This is a genomic window from Paenibacillus abyssi (assembly GCF_014640295.1).
Lineage (GTDB): Bacteria > Bacillota > Bacilli > Paenibacillales > Paenibacillaceae > Paenibacillus_D > Paenibacillus_D abyssi.
On record NZ_BMGR01000004.1, the window covers coordinates 166,735 to 184,752 of the forward strand.

Annotated in this window: 14 protein-coding genes; 4 read left to right on the plus strand and 10 right to left on the minus strand. The window is 49.2% G+C overall.

The window, feature by feature from the left end:
* Positions 1–17 precede the first annotated feature (17 nt).
* The gene (locus IEW11_RS07495; protein ID WP_188530439.1) at positions 18–713 is read right to left on the minus strand and encodes a glycosyltransferase family 2 protein; all 696 of its coding nucleotides are present in this window, start codon (positions 711–713) and stop codon (positions 18–20) included.
* Positions 714–893: 180 nt separating this feature from the next.
* Between IEW11_RS07495 and IEW11_RS07500 the strand changes: the two genes are divergently transcribed.
* The 3 genes from IEW11_RS07500 to IEW11_RS07510 are packed head-to-tail and all read left to right on the plus strand — an operon-like array spanning position 894 to position 4,092.
* The gene (locus IEW11_RS07500) at positions 894–1,886 is read left to right on the plus strand and encodes a sugar phosphate nucleotidyltransferase (RefSeq protein ID WP_188530440.1); all 993 of its coding nucleotides are present in this window, start codon (positions 894–896) and stop codon (positions 1,884–1,886) included.
* Complete coding sequence (locus IEW11_RS07505) at positions 1,883–3,178, plus strand: UDP-glucose dehydrogenase family protein (RefSeq protein ID WP_188530441.1); 1,296 nt, start codon at positions 1,883–1,885, stop codon at positions 3,176–3,178. The genes IEW11_RS07500 and IEW11_RS07505 overlap by 4 nt, the downstream gene beginning before the upstream one ends.
* Positions 3,179–3,201: 23 nt before the next feature.
* Complete coding sequence (locus IEW11_RS07510) at positions 3,202–4,092, plus strand: glycosyltransferase family A protein (protein ID WP_188530442.1); 891 nt, start codon at positions 3,202–3,204, stop codon at positions 4,090–4,092.
* A 114-nt stretch (positions 4,093–4,206) separates the two neighbouring features.
* Here the strand turns inward: IEW11_RS07510 and IEW11_RS07515 are convergent, their stop codons facing one another.
* From IEW11_RS07515 to IEW11_RS07535, 5 genes are all read right to left on the minus strand, one after another.
* Entirely contained in the window at positions 4,207–4,785 is a 579-nt protein-coding gene (locus tag IEW11_RS07515; protein ID WP_188530443.1) for a GNAT family N-acetyltransferase, read from the minus strand.
* Positions 4,782–5,015 (minus strand): acyl carrier protein, encoded by a 234-nt coding sequence (locus IEW11_RS07520; RefSeq protein ID WP_188530444.1) that lies wholly within the window; start codon positions 5,013–5,015, stop codon positions 4,782–4,784. Before IEW11_RS07520 ends, IEW11_RS07515 begins: the two co-directional genes overlap by 4 nt.
* Complete coding sequence (locus IEW11_RS07525; protein WP_188530445.1) at positions 5,012–6,724, minus strand: HAD-IIIC family phosphatase; 1,713 nt, start codon at positions 6,722–6,724, stop codon at positions 5,012–5,014. Before IEW11_RS07525 ends, IEW11_RS07520 begins: the two co-directional genes overlap by 4 nt.
* 40 nt (positions 6,725–6,764) lie before the next feature.
* A complete protein-coding gene (locus IEW11_RS07530; protein ID WP_188530446.1) occupies positions 6,765–7,946 on the minus strand; it encodes a phosphotransferase in 1,182 nt (393 codons plus the stop codon).
* 101 nt (positions 7,947–8,047) lie between these two features.
* A complete protein-coding gene (locus IEW11_RS07535; protein WP_188530447.1) occupies positions 8,048–9,139 on the minus strand; it encodes a phosphotransferase in 1,092 nt (363 codons plus the stop codon).
* 188 nt (positions 9,140–9,327) lie between these two features.
* Here IEW11_RS07535 and IEW11_RS07540 point away from each other — a divergent pair, with 188 nt between their 5' ends.
* Complete coding sequence (locus tag IEW11_RS07540; protein WP_188530448.1) at positions 9,328–10,404, plus strand: YheC/YheD family endospore coat-associated protein; 1,077 nt, start codon at positions 9,328–9,330, stop codon at positions 10,402–10,404.
* 55 nt (positions 10,405–10,459) lie between these two features.
* Here the strand turns inward: IEW11_RS07540 and IEW11_RS07545 are convergent, their stop codons facing one another.
* From IEW11_RS07545 to IEW11_RS07560, 4 genes are all read right to left on the minus strand, one after another.
* Positions 10,460–10,765 (minus strand): hypothetical protein, encoded by a 306-nt coding sequence (locus IEW11_RS07545; RefSeq protein ID WP_188530449.1) that lies wholly within the window; start codon positions 10,763–10,765, stop codon positions 10,460–10,462.
* Positions 10,766–10,767: 2 nt separating this feature from the next.
* Positions 10,768–11,124, minus strand: a complete 357-nt coding sequence (locus tag IEW11_RS07550) for an alpha-helical endospore appendage domain-containing protein (RefSeq protein ID WP_188530450.1) — start codon at positions 11,122–11,124, stop codon at positions 10,768–10,770.
* 27 nt (positions 11,125–11,151) lie between these two features.
* Positions 11,152–11,439: a nucleoside-diphosphate sugar epimerase gene (locus IEW11_RS07555; protein ID WP_188530451.1), complete on the minus strand. Its 288-nt coding sequence runs from the start codon at positions 11,437–11,439 to the stop codon at positions 11,152–11,154.
* Positions 11,440–11,638: 199 nt separating this feature from the next.
* Positions 11,639–17,803, minus strand: coding sequence for a WIAG-tail domain (locus IEW11_RS07560; protein WP_188530452.1), 6,165 nt, complete (start codon positions 17,801–17,803; stop codon positions 11,639–11,641).
* Positions 17,804–18,018 lie beyond the last annotated feature (215 nt).

An 18,018-nucleotide genomic window follows, 5' to 3' on the forward strand; every position in this document is an offset into this window, starting at 1 on the left:
CTTCTTCCCCCCATCGTCTATGAAAAGCTTTTGGTTATGATCGGGATATAGTTTCTTGTACGTTCAATTAATTTGCATCTTGCCATGTATTCTTCTGTACTTGTTTTTTGGGTATGTGATTTAATATTTTCTCTCCTGAAGCAAACATAATTATGCTTTGAAACGGAATAAATTTTAAAGCCGTTTCGCTTACAACGCCTTAAAAAGTCTGAATCACTGCCGTTCTGTTGGTCTTCATCGAACTGCACTTTGTCCCATACCTCCCTTTTGAAAACTAATGTGCCTCCCTTTACCTTGCTGCGATGCCTGTATTCGCCGCCCTCCCTAAATAACATCAGCGCTTTTTTCCCTTCAAAATAAATGTAGGAGGTGTGCTTGCCAACCACGGGAACTTTCAGCTTTTTAATCGTGTCTACAGATTCTGTTAAATAGTCCGGCGCATAGTAATCGTCATCGTCAAATTTTGCAATAATATCATACTTTGCCTTCTTAATGCCGTAATTCAAGCATTTGCCCAGTTTCTCATTCTCGGAAACCTGATATACTCTGATATTTTTGTACTCTTTCGCTTTTCTTTTCCATTTTTTAAGGTCCATGTTATCCCGATTCAAGACAATAATCATTTCTTTTTTTTTAACACTTTGGCGCTCGTAATTGCTAAATATATTTTCCATAAAGGAATTTCTCATCGTACAGCAGATGATGGAAACCATTGTGAACCCTCTCCTTCGTTTTACAAAATACAGAAGCGTCGTTTTCTTCATTTATTAACGTATGATTCACGTTTTTACAAAGAAACGGCGATTACCTTAGACACTTTATCCATACCAACAATACATTTTCATCATAGATTGAAGGTAAAGATTTATATTGTAAAAAAAAGGAGATGCGCTGTGAAGGGACTTATCCTTTGTGCCGGAAAAGGCACCCGACTCTATCCGTTAACCCGCTCCTATCCAAAAACACTTATTCCGGTAGCTAATATTCCAATTTTACAAACCTGCATAGAGAAGTTAACCGAACAAAACATAACCGATATCGGGATCGTTATTTCCCCGTCGCAGGAACGCATCATGAAGGACCATATCGGAACCGGTGAACAATGGGGGCTTAAGCTCACTTATATTTATCAGCATGAACCCAAAGGGATCGCAGATGCAGTGAAGCAAGCGGAAGGATATATAAACAAGGATTCTTTTCTGCTGTTATTAGGCGACAACTTAATTACCGATTCTCTGGCCAAGCTAATGCTGCCCGTTACATCGCAAATCAGCTATGCCTCTTTAATGCTGACAAAGGTGGATAATCCGCACGGATACGGGATCGCTGAAATTTCAGATCATCGCATTGTTCATTTGGAAGAGAAACCGCTCCTCCCCAGATCCAACCTGGCCGTGCTCGGCGCCTACGCGTTTCATCCGTTGATTTTCAAAGCAATAGCTGCCATTACTCCCTCTAAGAGAGGAGAATACGAGATTACGGATGCGATTCAGTGGCTCATTAATCAAGGTCACCCCGTGCCTTACCATATTACGGAAAAACAGAACAGCGATATCGGTACGCTGGAGCGCTGGCTGGAAGCCAACCGATGGATGCTTGAAGAGATGAGCCCTACCCATCGCATTCATGAAACCTGTCAACTGGACAATTGCGATATCATTCCCCCTGTGGCCATCGCACAGGGATGCAGATTGAAAGATTGCGTTATTGGACCCTATGTATCGATCGGTGCCGACACCAATATCGAAGGATGCCATATTGAGAACAGCATTCTGCTGAACCAAACGCAATTAAAAAATATTCCTTATCTTATAAAGGATACGGTTGTCGGGTTTCAGTCCGTTGTAGCGGGCTTACAATCAAGAGGGACGGTGACAGACCAGTGAGCATCTTGGTAGTAGGTACGGGGTATGTGGGAACAACTACCGCTCTGGTATTGGCGGAATTAGGATGGCGTGTTACGGGGCTTGATACCGACGATTCCAAGATTAAGCTATTGCAACAAGGCTCGCTGCCTTTTTATGAAGACGGCTTGGAAGCGCTGCTGAAGAAGCATCTGCAATCAGGAAACATCCGTTTTACGACAAAGACAGTCAAGGCAATCGAACAATCCGACCTGATCTTTATCTGTGTGGGAACGCCTTCCCAGCAGGACGGCAGCGCCGACCTCCGCTATGTGAAGCAGGTGGCGATGGACATCGGCAGACATATGAACGGGTACAAGCTGATCGTTAACAAAAGCACGGTTCCTGTCGGCACGCAGGAGAAAGTGACCCGTTGGGTCCTCGAAGCGCAAACGCGCACCCATCCATTCGATGTCGCTTCAAATCCAGAGTTTTTGCGTGAAGGAAAAGCCTTGCCGGATGCCATGTATCCTGACCGTGTCGTTATCGGAGCGAGCAGCGATCATGCGGCAAAGCTGCTTAAGGCGCTGTATCAGTCACTGAAGTGCCCTGTTGTCATCACAACACCGAAAACAGCGGAGTTAATCAAATACGCTGCGAATGCTTTTTTGGCGACCAAGGTTTCGTATATCAATGAATTGGCCAAACTTTGCGACAAGCTGGGAATCAATGTGAAGGAAGTTGCGCAGGGAATCGGACTCGACCCGAGAATCGGCTCAAGTTTTCTACAGGCAGGCATTGGATACGGTGGCTCATGCTTTCCCAAGGATGTATCCGCATTGCTCCAAACTGCAAATGAACATGATACCGAGCTGCGATTATTGGAGCAGGTCATCTCCATAAACCGGGCTCAACATCAGCATTTGCTCCATAAGGCCAGACAGCGGCTGGGAACGCTTGTCCATAAAAAAATTGCCGTATTAGGCCTGGCGTTTAAACCGGATACCGACGATATCAGGGAGGCGCCTGCCGTCAATATTATTAAGAGCCTGCTTGATGAAAAAGCGATTGTAAGCGTCCATGATCCGGTAGCAAAGCTTCCGCCGGAGCTTGTTCACGTTTCGGTTACCCCCTGCAATACCCCGGAACAAGCGCTCTATGGGGCGGATGCCGTTTTTATCTGTACGGAATGGAAAAGCTATCAGCATATCGACTGGGAGCGGATAAAGCGATACATGAACGACCCCAACATATTTGATGGAAGAAATATGCTTGATGCCCGGTTAATGGCGGCGATAGGCTTTCATTATCAAGGGATCGGGTATCAATGTTAAATCGAACAGAAGGAGGGGCATATTTGGCAGATGTAATGAAAACTCCCGAAGCGCTATTAACGATAAAGGAACACCTGAGAAAGGTTGAAGTGCATCTGAACCAATTGAATAGGGATGACATGATTCACCCTGAAAAAGAGAAGCATCCAAGCGAAATTGTATTTGCGATTTCGCTTAAAAGCAAAACCGTTTCAAAAGATTGGGATAATGTCCAAGCCAGCCTGGCAAAAACGCTTCGTTCGATATTAAGAAGCACAGATCAACATTTTCGTATTATTATTGCAGGACATGAGATGCCAAAAATCAGGGAGCTTCGGAATAAACGCGTAACCTGGTTGCCGGTAGATTTCCCACCGCCAAAGGCGCCTAAAGATTTCAGCAAGGACAAAATGCGCAAGCGCAAGGAAATCGGCGTGTATTTAAGAAAAGCGAGGTTTACAGGCTACTTCATGCCGCTTGATGCCGATGATTGGATTCATCATCGTTTTGTAGAATATATACGCTCACAGCCTTATTCGGAGGCTTTTATTATAAAAAAGGGCTGCATGGTCAATTTAGTGCGCAAAGAAGTCTGGCTGCGAAAGCACCGGTTCTATATCGGCTGTGGCAGCAGTGCTGTTTTTCACTTCAAGCATCACGATTTCCCCAGAACCACGGAGCGGGATGATGTACGAAGAAAGCTGTTCAGATTAGCGCTCAAACCCCATTCTAATATAGATGAGCATCTGGAGGAGGCAGACAGGCGTTATGTAATGGTAGAACTGCCATTAGTAACCTGGGTGCTTGGACACGGAGATAACACCAGTGTGCTGCAAGGAAAAAAAGATGATGGCGTGTCAGCAAAACACTATGGGACAAGTGGAGAAAAACTCACAGGGCGCTTTTATCGTTATTTTAAAGTAAACAAATTGTAATTCGACTGCGCAGTGAATGCGGTAAAACCAAAGCTTTTAAGAGAAGGGGCTATCCCATCGTCATCATCGATGACTTTTGGAACGCCCCCTTTTTGCGTGGTACAATGCTTTCGCTTAATCCGCTTCCAGCAGCAGCCGCTCTGCCAACGCAGCAGGCCGCTCCAGCCTTTGCTGGATCGAAGGCCAATCCTCTTTCATTACCGTATGAATGACGACGTCATAGGCAGTGCCATGGATCGTGAGGCCTCCCTTCTCGATTCCTGTGCGGGCCAACCCGCAGTTATCGTGAAAAGAGACAACGCTCGCATTATCGATCACCGTATTGGAGTATACGCTGGATAATCCCAGCAGATCAAAAGCAACGTGAAAAATAAGCCATACACTGGCTGGGGCGGCCGGAACCGAAGGGGAAACCACCCATCTGCCCCAATTCCCGGCATCGTTTGCGATATCATAAATTGCAATCGTTCCTACAGGCTTTCCCGTGAGCAGCTCGATGCAAAAGTAATAGTCGCCGTCCCTTTGGAAATACTGTTCCAACCATGACTGATGTACGGAGAACCGGGAATCGAGCTCCCCGATATATTTGGACAATTCCGGCGATCTTCTGATTTGGTATATAAAATCGGCATCATCCATCTTGATCGGCCGCAGCCGGATCCCAAAGCGCTCCACAACGATATGATGGTTCATAACTTCACTCCTATGATCTTAATAAGATCATCCAGGCTTTGGATTCCCGCTACCTCGCGGATTGAAAACCGTACTTGAAACTGTTCTTCAAGCCGAAGAATGAGCTCCATATGCTTTAATGAATCCCAGTTAGGCATTCCCTGCCGCGTCGGATTGTCTTGCGGTACAAATTCTGCGTTCAGCACCTCCGATAAGATCGAGGCGATACGGGTGTGCAGCTCTTTGTTCATTCGATCACCTCCACCTCAGCAGGATGTTCCATACATGATGCTTTGACCAGGGAGAGCAAATACTCAGCCGAGACATCTTCAGAAGAAGCCGTAACAAAACGCTTCAACCAGTCAACAGCAGGGCCGTTCCGGGAACCTTCAACCGTATCTATACCCAGCTCCTTGACGCCAAGCGCAACTAATTTATCCAACACAACGGCAAATGACACCGTCTCAATCTCACGGCCAAGCGCCCTGCAGCTGAAAAGCGTTTCAAGGATACGGGCCTTCCCGCCTTCCAGCCGGCATACAAAAGCTCCGATGATCCCGCTGTCGGATAATAGATCTGATAGACGAACGGTAATCGTTAAATAGCCCGTTGTATCCATCGCTTGTTTTGCTTCTACTTCCGTCATGCGGCGCAAAGCCAGATTAAATTGATTCGTTTTACGGCTCAGATCGAACAATCGTCCGGCATGGGACGGCTCGTTAACATACAAGGTTATTTTCATCTGCAGGCTTTTCAAATACGACGCGTAGTCGTTAGCGTCCTTCCGCAGTGTTTCCCGCATTTGATTCGCCTGGATATCAGCTGTTCTCGAGGAAGCTTCTTTATCCGAATGAAGCTGATACAGCCCCGGGTAATACGATATTTTGGCCATTGTACCGCTCCCGTTACTGTCCGCTTGCAGCAGATGCACGCCAGGCAGCGCCCCCGCCATTTTCAACAGCTCAGCCGGGTTATCGTCAATAAATAGGAATGCGGAAGGGTCAATGTTCAGCCGCTGCGCCAACAGAGTCATATTTTCCGCTTTTGGCTGCCAATTTGCGCAGACCGCAGCAAAATCGGTCCATTTTAGCGGAAAATCATCCCGGCTTTCAAATAAAGCCCTCACATCCTGCTCTTCGTTGCGGCTGCAAACCGTTAACATCATTCCAGAGTGCTTAAGCCTTAACAGCAGCCGCTGCAATTCATAATGCCCCTCGGAGAGGATCACCCCGTCACCGCCATCCTCCCCCAAAACGCCGCTGTACAGCGTATCATCCAGATCCAGAGCTATCGCTTTAAGCCGGGGATGAAACACAGCGGGAAGCAGGTGAACCGCCAAATGGCGGGCAACCAGGATGGTCGCTTGATCTGAAAAAGGATAACTGCTTAACTCTTCATTTCTGCGATCGTACAATGATCCTGTCCACTCATACGCAAGTCCGGCCACATCAATCAATACACAGCCGGGCGTTTTCTCGATCCGGTCGGACAACTCCACATTCAATCTGCGAATCCACCCGCGGTCGCTCACAGAGGAGCTGAACAGCATCCCGCCTGGCTCCAGCGACTCCGGCCAATTATTCACCCCGATCGTTTTGTCCGTTCCGCCGCGCAATTGTTGAATACGTCTCATGATCCAATCTGCGGCTTCCCGCGCTGTCATCGATTTGCGATAGATACGCCAATCCAGCCACATGATATACATATCCGCTTGCTGATCTCCGCCAAGCTGAGGCAAGGCGGCATCATAATCGGAATAGTTGAACCGGACATCCGCTCCCCATAGTCCGCAAAAAGGCGGCATTACATTCGCGATAAACTCAAAAGGCATCGTTCTGTCTACTCTAACCTCGAATGTCCTCCGGACAATAAGCTTTGGGCTTTTGGCGATTCGTTCTCTGGTGGGAAGAGAGCAGAGCAGAGCATCTGTCAACTTCAGATAGTCCAATACGGCATTCATTGCAGTCCTCCCCTCCTTTTCATCTTGTCCTTGGTCTGGTTTAATGCAAGCCGAGCTCCTTGCCCCAGCCTTTGATTTTCTCCAAATAACCCTCCAATAGGAAAGCTTGCTTATGTCCTTCTGTTGCCCAATGCAGTTGAAGATACAGGCTTCGCTCCAATACTCTTTGCAAGTAAGCCATTTTGTACAGCCTCACCGGGTCACCCTGAAATTCGATGCCGTACTTGTTCATCTCCGCGGCATACAGATGGGAACAGCGGTGAATGACAGCTTCCTCATCGCTTCTCCAGTCTTTACGGTAAGCAAAAAACACGCCCGCCAGATTAAACATATCAAACCAGCAAGGCGCAAACTTGGCCCCTTCCCAATCGATAAATTTAATGTTCCAGCTGTCTTCCGCCACATTCGCGCACCCGATGTTCGGCGTTTGGAGATCGTTATGCGTAATGCTTTGTCCCGCTTGATTCAGCTCCGGAAAATAATGCGGCCCTCTGCGCAATACTTTTTGCAGCATGCTATAGTTGGAATCCAGCCGCTCCTTTAATTCAGGGCGGTGCATGGCTTTATCCAAGTACTCCAGTGTCTCCTTGTTTGTCTTTTGCCGCTCAAGTGCGACAGATTCCGAGTGATAAAAAGGCAGCCAGTCGGCGAAAACCTCCCAGTGTTCATAGAACCGGTTATTATGCGTCTGCGCATGCATTCTTGCCAGAGAAGGGATGATCTTATCAAAATGATCCGGCGTAAAGATGAGCTGCCCTTTTAATTGCGGCACATATTCCATGAACACCCAGACATCACCGCCGTCTATTTCCTCGTTGATGAAATAGATCGAAGGCATAAGGTCCGCAAGAATTACGTTAGCTTTCCGGTACATATTTAACTCAACCAGGCTGTGGCTTTCAATCGGGGCTTTGAAAATTTTAAGTATGACAGGATAAGTTTGATGAACGGTTGAAATTTCAAGCTTCCAAACCGCGCTTTTAACGGTTTCTTTCAGGCAATCCATCTGCCCGTCATTCAGCTTGACGGGGTGTCCAAAGTGCTCGGCAAACGCTTCAGCTGCCCGAAATTCCCGCCATCTCAGACTAATATCATTTAACTGAACGTCCGGTGATGAAGCCTGCGCCACTTCAAACCCCTTTTTGAATCCGTCCTGTCTTCCCTTTTTAAATCCATCCTCTCGTCCCTTTTTAAAGCCATCCGGATTATAAGCTGTTGTCATATTTCATTGTCCTCCACATCAGATTCCTTCTGTATCTTATGTAAGGACCTGCAATCGTGACATAAAAATCAGCTGTTTATCACGGATGCAGAGTCAGCAGGTTAATTATACAAACCATATTTCTTGCCCAACACTTTGATTTTTTCCAGATAAACCGGCAGCAGCTTTGCTTCTTTTTTACCGGTTACGGCCCAGCTTAATTGCAGATACATACTCCGCTCAAGCAGCCGTTTCAGATACGCCATGTGATATAATTTCATAGGATCGGTTTTAAACACGACGCCGTGTTTTTTCATCTCATTAGCATACATATGCACACAGCGACGGGTGATCTCCTCTTCCTCCTCCTCCCACTCTCTTCGGTAGGCCAGGAAAACGCCGATCAAATTGACCATATCAAACCAACACGGCGCAAATTTCGCTCCTTCCCAATCGATAAATTTAATCTGCCATGCCTTTTCTTTCAAATTGTGACAGGCCATATTTGCGGTGTGCAAATCGCCATGTACGATGCTGAATCCGGCCTTGCTCACCTCCGGGAAATAACCCGGGCCTTTTTTCAACAGGCCCTTCAGGAGGTTGTAATACGGTTCCACTTTCACTTTGAGCCGGGAATCTTTCATCGCTTTTTCAAGATAATAGATCGTCTTTTGGTTCAACCGGATTCTTTCTTCCTCCATTTCCTTAGAATCATAGCGGGGAAGCCAGTCTCCGAAAATCTTCTCATGTTTTAACAAGCGTTCATTCATTGTGGATGCATGAAGCTTTGCTAATGCAGGAATGATATTTTCAAAGTGCGCCGGCGTGAACTGCACCCGGCTTTTAATCGGTTCGATATATTCCATAAACACCCATAAGTCACGGCCGTTGACATTCTTTTTTGTCATATAAATTTGAGGCATAAACGAATGGAGAATAGGCTTCGCTTTGCGGTAGATGTTTTTTTCAACGGTGCTTTCCGGTCGCGGTTTCCTTAATTGCTTCGAGATTTTCAGGATGATCGGCATGCTTTTTTGATCCACTTTAATTTCAAGCTTCCAGATACTGCTCTTATAGGAGTCCTTCAAGCATTCCATCTTATGGCGGTTTAAGGTTACTTCCTCTTTAAAAAAGCGTTTAAACTTTCCGGAGAACTCCAGCTTGCGCCAAGCTCTGCGAATAAGCCTTTGGGTTATTTCTTTGGGGCGACCCATGTAGATCCCACTCCCTTCGAGCCTCTAAATTATTTTATGTAAGTCCATGCTTCTTGAAGTGGTCTTTAATCCATTACACGCTAACACATTTTTTGCTGCGCACCTCCCATTTGTCCATGCAGAGGGACGGGTTCGTTCATAGTCTGATAGAAGGATCAAGTTACTCCAGGAAGGAACGTGGTAGTCATATGGAGAGTCAATATGTAGGCATACTAGTCAACTCATCCGTATACAGAGGCATCCCTTCCGGCAAAACGCGGCATGAAGCCATCCGTTATTATGAAGAAGCAGGACGTTTGCACGGATTGATACCTTGTTATTTTCGTCTGCAGGATATCCATTTTCATAGAAATACGGTACATGCTTATGTCAAACATCCGATCGGCTATATTCGAAAACAGCTCGTAATCCCGCACGTCATCCATAACCGGGCCTTATTCGAGAACACGTCCGCAAAACGGCAGATTGAACGTCTTATTCAGTCTGGAAAACAAGTATTTAACAGCTGGAACCGGTACCGCAAGCTTTATATCCATGAGTTGCTTATGGAAGACACTCTCCTTAGGCCGCATCTGCCGGGCACAGTTGCAGCCTCACCGGACACTGTGAAGGAAATGATGGCCATTTACGATTCGCTTATCCTGAAACCGGACAACAGCAGTATTGGCCGGGGACTGATGAAAATGGACCGGCTTGAGACAGGGTGGCAGCTTACTTATTGCGGGAAGAGGGGTTGGCGGAAGCTGGATTTCAAAAACTCATTGCCTTTGTTTTTGCAGCGAAAGCTGCGAAAGGAGCGTTATATCGTCCAGCAAAGGCTTCCGCTTGCAACCTATAACGGCAGTCCGTTCGATCTAAGAGTATCCGTGCAGCGCTCACATGACGGCAATTGGCAGGTAACAGGGATTGCCGCAAAAGTAGCAGCCAAGGATCTGTTTATTACAAATGTAGCGCAGGGCGGATCGGTATACAGAATCGAGGACGTTCTGCAGCAGTATCCTGAGCTGAATATAGCGCAGGTGCGCAGCGACATCACAAGCTTTTGCCTTCGTACCGTTCACCATTTGAGCGGTTATTTGCCCCACCTTGCAGACGCCGGGTTTGACATAGGGATTACAGCCAACGGATTTCCGATGTTCGTGGAATGTAACGGGAGAGATCTGCGCTACAGTTTTCAACTGGGAAATCTGTTCGAGGAGTGGAAGGCGACCTATGCAAATCCGATCGGATATGCACGTTTTCTATTTGACAGCCGTCATAAATAAAACCGAAATTTGACCTGGATAGGTAAAAGACTAATTTCGGCTTTATCTAATTCACTCATGGGTTATCATCCGTTTGGATTGATTTCACCCTGCTGACAGCAAGCTTCGGGTCGCAAAGCCACAGCCGGCCCGGCTGCCCCTGCTGAGGGCGTCCCCATCTGATGCCCGTTATTTTCTCTGCAATTGTCTGCTGCATGCCCGTTAACAAGCGGATATTTTCCCGAATCGACTTGGCCATTTTCGGTGAAGTCCCGGAAAGATCGGCGATGCTTTCCAATATTTTCGCCATCGCTATCTGACTCCTCGCGACGGAGGCGATTAACTCCATTTTAATCTCCCATTCCTTCAAACGCAGACTCATCGCTACTTGCCACCTGCCTCCATGTCAAAACCGCCGCCAAGCATCCCACCCAAGGAGCCCATGGCACCGATGCCGCCCTGATTGTCCGCATCATGCCGGAGCACCACCTTTAATACATGGGTCATTCCATGATTCAGCTTTGTCAACCCATCAATCACTTCAATTAATTGCTCATGTACCTGCATCGTTTCCTTTACCAGCTCCTGCTGGGAGGGGAACACTTCAGCCGTGATGTGGCTGCTCATCCAGCTTCGTACCTTCTCGGCTTCAACCGCTTTGGCTTCCAATATTTTCTCCATGTTCAAATGCAGGTTTGCGGAAGCTTCCAGTACGCGTAAAAAATCCTGCTCGCGGCTCATGAACCTCCTCCTCCCTCTATAACAGCCTTATTCTTCCTCATCATGATCCAGTTCCCTTATAATATGCGACAAATTATCAGCGATAGCTTCTTCCAACTCAGCCAAACTATTCAAATAACCGACAATGCTTTTCGTAACGAACTGGGAATTTTCCAGCAATCCTGCAACCCCGTTGAAATCCGGATTGTGATCCGGCAATGCATGCACGTTATTTGCCATCCTGACCACAACATGGCGTTCTGCCTCCAGAACCCGCGCTAACTGCTGATGCGATTTCGACAGATGTTCAACGATCTCATTCACAAGGTGCTGCACAGTGTGTACCCCTCTTTCGCTTATGTTCTTGTTGGCTCTATTACAACATATGCGCCGTATTTCCTCATGCTACAGCCTCAAGCAAAGAAGCCTTAATTAGCGATGACTGCATACGGTGTGAATTGTGCCTGGGAACAGTCTTGAAATTAAAATAGCCTCTGGCAGAGAATGCTCTGCAGAGGCCCAGTTCAGAAAAAGCTTATTTCATTCCTACGGCAATCCAGTTCAGCCATCCGCCTGGCTCAGGACCGAACCTGCTTCTTATAATGGAGACAACCGCTTCTTCCGATTTTTTGCTTTTGATAACCGCATAACAAGACGGATGGTCAGTTATTGCCGTCAGCGCATATTGAACGCTGCCGAACGCTTCAGGGAAACGAATGGTGATATCGATATGCTCTTCCTGACCATTGAACTTATAAGGCTCTAATCCGAAGCATTGCCCGATGATTCCTTGCACGGCCAGGCTGACAACAGGCGTGAAAGAAAGTTTGCTCGGCGTGATCGACCAATCTTGGACATGGCGGCCGATGATTGAATCCGCGCACAGGTGCTCGCGACTGACTGCGCCTTCCGCTAACTGCGCGGAACCAACCGAAGCGGCAGCGAGCTTCTCCGACGTCACCGCGCCTTCAGCCAGCTTCGCACTGGTTACCGATTCATCAGCCAATTTGCCTTCCGTAACTGAACCGTTGGAATGCAAAAGCCCTGGAGCAAGCTTTTCCGCCGTTATCGTACCGTCTTGAAGCAAGCTTCCTGCAATTGACCCTTCGGCCAGATGCCTTGTGTGAACAGCTCCCGCAGCAATATGGAAACCCGTAACGGCACCGGCAGCTAACTTTGACGATCCGACGGAAGCATCAGCCAGCTTCGTACGTGTCACCGCTTCGTCGCGCAGCTTCGCTTCCGTCACGGAGCCGTCGGCGAGCTTCGTTTCCGTAACCGCGGCATCGGCCAATCTGGTTTCTGTGACGGAGAATTCGCACAGCTGCGCCTCGCCTACCGAGCCTTCAGCCAGCTTCTCCTGGGTGACTGCGCCATTGGAGAGCTTCTCGCTGGTCACCGATTCCTCGGCCAGCTTCGTTGTGCCTACGCAGCCGTCAGCCAGCTTCGCACCTGTCACCGCTTCGTCGCGCAGCTTCGCTTCCGTCACCGAGCCGTCGGCGAGCTTTTCTTCGTTAACGGATGCACACGCAAGATGCTCCTGCCCTGCTTTGTCATCGTTGCGACCGTTAAAACTCAAAAGCTCCGGAGCAAGTTTTTCCGCTGTTATCGTACCGTCTTGAAGTGTAGTTCCCGATATCGATCCTTCGGCCAAATGCCGGGCATTAATGGCTCCCAAGGCGATATGGTAACTTGTAACAGCCTCGGCAGCCAACTTTGACGATCCGACCGAGCCATTAGCCAGCTTCGCTTCTGTCACGGCCTCATCACACAGCCTCGTCTCCGTCACTGAGCCTTCGGCTAGTTTCTCCGTCGTGACTGCTCCATTTATGATCTTCGCATTTGTTACTGCTTCATCCGCCAGCTTCGATGAGCCTACCGAGCCGTTAGCCAGCTTTGAGCTAATAACCGAACCATCAGCCAGCTTCGTTTCTGTCACCGATTTTTCAGCCAATTTTGTTTCCGTGACCGAGCCTTCTCCTAGCTGTGCCGCTCCAACAGAGCTCTCCGCAAGCTTTTCCGTGATAACTGCTCCATGCGAGATTTTATCACTTGTAACTGATTCATCCATCAGCTTCGATGAACCGACAGCACCATCGGCGAGTTTCGCGCCAGTTACGGATTCATCACGCAGCTTCATTTCCGTAACCGCGCTGTCCGCTAACTTTGATTCCGTCACCGAGCCATCGACTAATTTCGATTCGGTTACGGAACCATCAAGTAAATGCAGTTGGCCAACCGAACCATCGGCGAGTTTCGCCGACGTGACTACTCCATCGATGAGCTTCGCACTGGTTACCGAATCATCGGCCAGCTTGGAAGAAGTTACCGAGCCGTTAGCCAGCTTTGCGCCGGTTACTGAACCTTCGGCCAGTTTCGCTTCTGTGACCGCTTCATCACGCAGTTTGGATTCCGTCACGGAGCCTGCGGCTAGTTTCGTTTCCATTACTGAAGCATCGGCCAGCCTAGTTTCTGTGACGGAGCTTTCGCCTAGCTGCGCCTCGCCTACCGAACCGTCGGCCAGCTTCTCTGAAGTGACTGCGCCGTTCAACAGTTTTGCGTTTGTCACAGATCCATCCGCCAGCTTCGCCCACCCTACAGAACCGTCGGCCAGCTTCTCCGAGGTGACTGCGCCGTTGGAGAGCTTTTCACTTATCACCGATTCATCCGCTAGCTTCGCCCACCCTACAGAACCGTAGGCCAGCTTACGGTCTGTTACCGAGCCGTCAGCCAGTTTGGATTCCGTAACCGAGCTAACACCTAGCTGCGCCTCGCCTACCGAACCGTCGGCCAGCTTCTCTGAAGTGACTGCGCCATTCAACAGTTTTGCGTTTGTCACCGATTCGTCCGCCAGCTTCGACTCGCCTACCGAACCTTCAGCCAGCTTACGATCGGTTACCGAGCCGTCAGCCAGTTTGGATTCCGTAACCGAGCTAACACCTAGCTGTGCCTCACCTACCGAACCTTCGGCCAGTTTCTCCGAAGTGACTGCGCCATTCGTCAGCTTTGCGTTTGTCACCGATTCGTCCGCCAGCTTCGTTTCGCCTACAGATCCGTCGGCCAGCTTCTCCGAGATGACTGCGCCATTCATCAGCTTTACGCCTGTCACCGATTCATCCGCCAGCTTCGACTCGCCTACAGAACCTTCGGCTAGTTTCTCCGAAGTGACTGCGCCATTCATCAGCTTTGCGTTTGTCACCGATTCGTCCGCCAGCTTCGACTCGCCTACCGAACCTTCGGCTAGTTTCTCCGAAGTGACTGCGCCATTCATCAGCTTTGCGTTTGTCACCGATTCGTCCGCCAGCTTCGACTCGCCTACAGATCCGTCGGCAAGCTTCTCCGAGATGACTGCGCCATTCATCAGCTTTGCGCCTGTCACCGATTCGTCCGCCAGCTTCTCCGAAGTAACTGCGCCATTCATCAGCTTTGCGCTTGTCACCGATTCATCCGCCAACTTCGACTCGCCTACAGATCCGTCGGCAAGCTTCTCCGAAGTGACTGCGCCGTTCGTCAGCTTTGCGTTTGTCACCGATTCGTCCGCCAGCTTCTCCGAGATGACTGCACCATTCATCAGCTTTGCGCTTGTCACCGATTCGTCCGCCAGCTTCGACTCGCCTACAGAACCTTCGGCCAGCTTCTCCGAAGTGACAGCGCCGTTCATCAGCTTTGCGCTTGTCACCGATTCATCCGCCAGCTTCGACTCGCCTACAGAACTTTCAGCCAGTTTCGTTCCCGTGACCGATCCATTGCTGATTTTTTCTTCCGTTACAGAGCCATCAGCCAAATGCCGATCGAGAATGGACGCCTGAACTAGATGTTCAGAATTGATTGAACCAAGCGAAATTTTATCGGTCGTTACTGAGCCCGCCGCTAAATGCGCCGAACCGATGATTTCCTCTGCGAGCTGCTCACTGCCAATGACCCCCGGGGCCAGCTGTTTCCGTTCAATCGTGCCTTCTTTGATTTTATTGCCCGGAACGGAGCCATCGGGCCATCTCTCGGAAGATAAAGCGTCAGGTGACAAATGCTGTGAGGTGATGGCGCCCTTTTTAATATGATATCCTTGAATCGTTTCCGCCTTCAGATGTTTCCCGGAAATCGACTCCAAAACAATGTGCTCGCCTTTAACCGCATCTACGGCAAGCTTGTCGGAAGTGACCACTCCGGTTTGAAGGGCTTCCGTTCCTACCGCTTCATCAGCTAAATGAACAAAGCCGATAGAAGAAGGCGCGATATGCTGCGGCTTCACCGCCTGCTCCGCCAATTGCTTTGACGTAACGGCATGGCGGGCAATTTTGTTTGTTGTCACCGCTCCATCCTGCAGTGTATCCGTTCCAACGGCTTCGTTTTGAAGATGTCTGGAGGCTACACTTCCTTCTCCCAGCTTCTCAGCGCTAACGGCTTGATCGGAGATGTGGGATTCACGAATCGCTGCTTCGCCGATATGAATACCGAGCACCGATTGCGTGGACAAATGTTTGCTTAACACCGCTTCATCCGATAAGTGAGCCGATTGAACACTCCCTGTCTCCAATTTCGGGGAAGTCACGGAGCCATTCTGCAAATGATCCTTGCCCACAGCATCCAGAGCAAGGTGTGCCGAGCTGACCGAACGATCCTCAAGCAGATCTTCGGTGATCGCTTTAGCTGCCAGATGTATTCCTGATATGCTTCCCGGCACGATATGCCGTTCTGTCACCGACTGTATGGCCAGCTTGGATGAAGTAACGCTGCCATCAGCAAGTTTACCTGAAGTGACTGAACTGTCCGTCAATTTATCTGTCGATACGGATTCCGGTGACAGCTTGAGCGAGTTAACGACATGATCGGCTAAATGATGGGAGAATACCGCCCCCGTGCCCAGCTGGCGTTCCGTTACCGACCCGGGTGCCAGCTTCGATGTAGTGACCGCCTCATCTTTGATCGTTTCAGTGCTTACGGCATTTCCGGCCAAATGGCGGGATTCAACTGCAGCGTTCATAAGATGGCGGCTGCCAATCGCTTCCTCCGCAATCGCTTCATCGGTTACCACATTTTCGGATAAATGATAGGAGCGGATCGATGCAGGCGCCACTTTGTCAAACGTAACGGCATCCTGCACGATATGGCGTGATTGAACCGAGCCTTTGGCAAGGGCTTTGGATGTCACACTGCCCTCGATGAGCTTGCTGTCGCTGATGGATTCATCGGCAAGCTGAGTCATCCCAACCGCGGCAATGCCAATGTGTTCTTCTCTTACTGCCAATGGAGCAATCGAGTCTGTATGAACTGCACCATGCTGCAGATGTTTAAAGCTGATTGCCGCAGGTTGTATATTGGCGCTTCCCACTGAAAATTTTGCCAAATGACGGGATTCCACGCTTCCCCGTGACAATTTATCCGCTGTAATGCTCTCGCGACCCAGATGCTTGCCGACAACCGCCTCTTCGGCAATCTTCTGCGTCACTACGCTGTAATCTGCAATTTTCGATGATGTCACGGCATGATCGACAATTTTAATCGTAGTGACAGCTTGGTCGGATAATTTGCTCGTAATAATGGAGCCATCGGCTACGTGTACTGCATTAATTTCACCTTGCCCGACGTTTCCGCTTAACACGGCGCCTTCTTGAAGCTGTTCCGGTCCGATTGACTTGGGCGCGATGTGTCGTCCGATGATGCTTCTTGCTTGCAGCTCCCGGCTTCCGACCGCGCCTTCGGACAGATGCTCTGCGGAGATTATGCCCGGAGCCAAGTGCTTTCCCTGCACAGTACCTACCGCTACGTGATCGGACAGCAGGATGCCCGGTTTCAAATGAACGGAATTGATAGACGCCGGACTGATTTTTTCCTCGGTTATCGCGCTATCCCGAATCTTGGAGGTCGAGACCGATTCATCCGCCAGCTTGGATGTATCGATCGATTCATTGGCAAGATTCTCCGTCCGGATTGCACCGCTGCGTATTTTATCGGCTGTTATCGATTGCTCTTCCAGCAATTCTCCGGTTATGCTTCCCAAGCTTAAATGTTTGGTTTCGATCGAGCCCTCGGCCAATTTATCCGCACTGATCGTCCGGTCAGCCAGTTTATCCGACGTGATGCTGTAATCCTTCAGCTTATCGCCGCTAATGGAACGGTCGCGGATTTTACTTCCAGATATGGAGTTGCGGATCAAATGCTCGCCCGTCACCGATTCCAACGCAATCTTGGATGACGTAACCGCCTGATCTGCAATTTTAATGCTCTCAACCGCAAAATCGGCAATCGATTGTGTGACTACACTATCTTTTGCGATTCTGGACCTATCGACTGCCCCCGGCGCAATCTTGTTCGTGGTCACCGATTCTTCCGCCAAATCATCGGTATATATAATCGGCATCACCCGATTCGGGGCTCGTTTTTCCGCTACTCGCTCAGCGCGCTCGGATTCACTTTGGACGATCAACTGGACAAGCTCTTCCGCTTCCTGCAGTACAGCTTGCTCCGCCTCTGAGACGGCATCCGTTATCGATGCCGCATCAGAATCGGCCGTCTGCTCCTCCGCCTTCAGCTCTGCCGCCGCAGCGGTCGAATTGATCGTAACAGGCTTGCTCACAGGCACATCTTTCGCAGCCGTATCCTTTAACTCATCCAGCCATTTGAGTTCCGACGTTCTCGGATTATCCACATAAAAAAGCGGTTTTCGCCCTTTAGCGCCCTTACCTCTCCTGTTCTTAGCCATGTCCCTCTCCTTCTTCCACCAATAGTCATAGACAGCATATGCATATACCTATCAGCAGGTCACTGTGGAGGTTAAAATGAAAACCGATCAATAAGCTAACAACCGGGAATATCACCAAGTTAATCGACAGCCGATTGAAAGGGGGTCTGAAATGAATAAAATTAACGGAAGACAGTCGCAACTTGGCTGCGGGAGATCCGTTCGCGGAATATCTG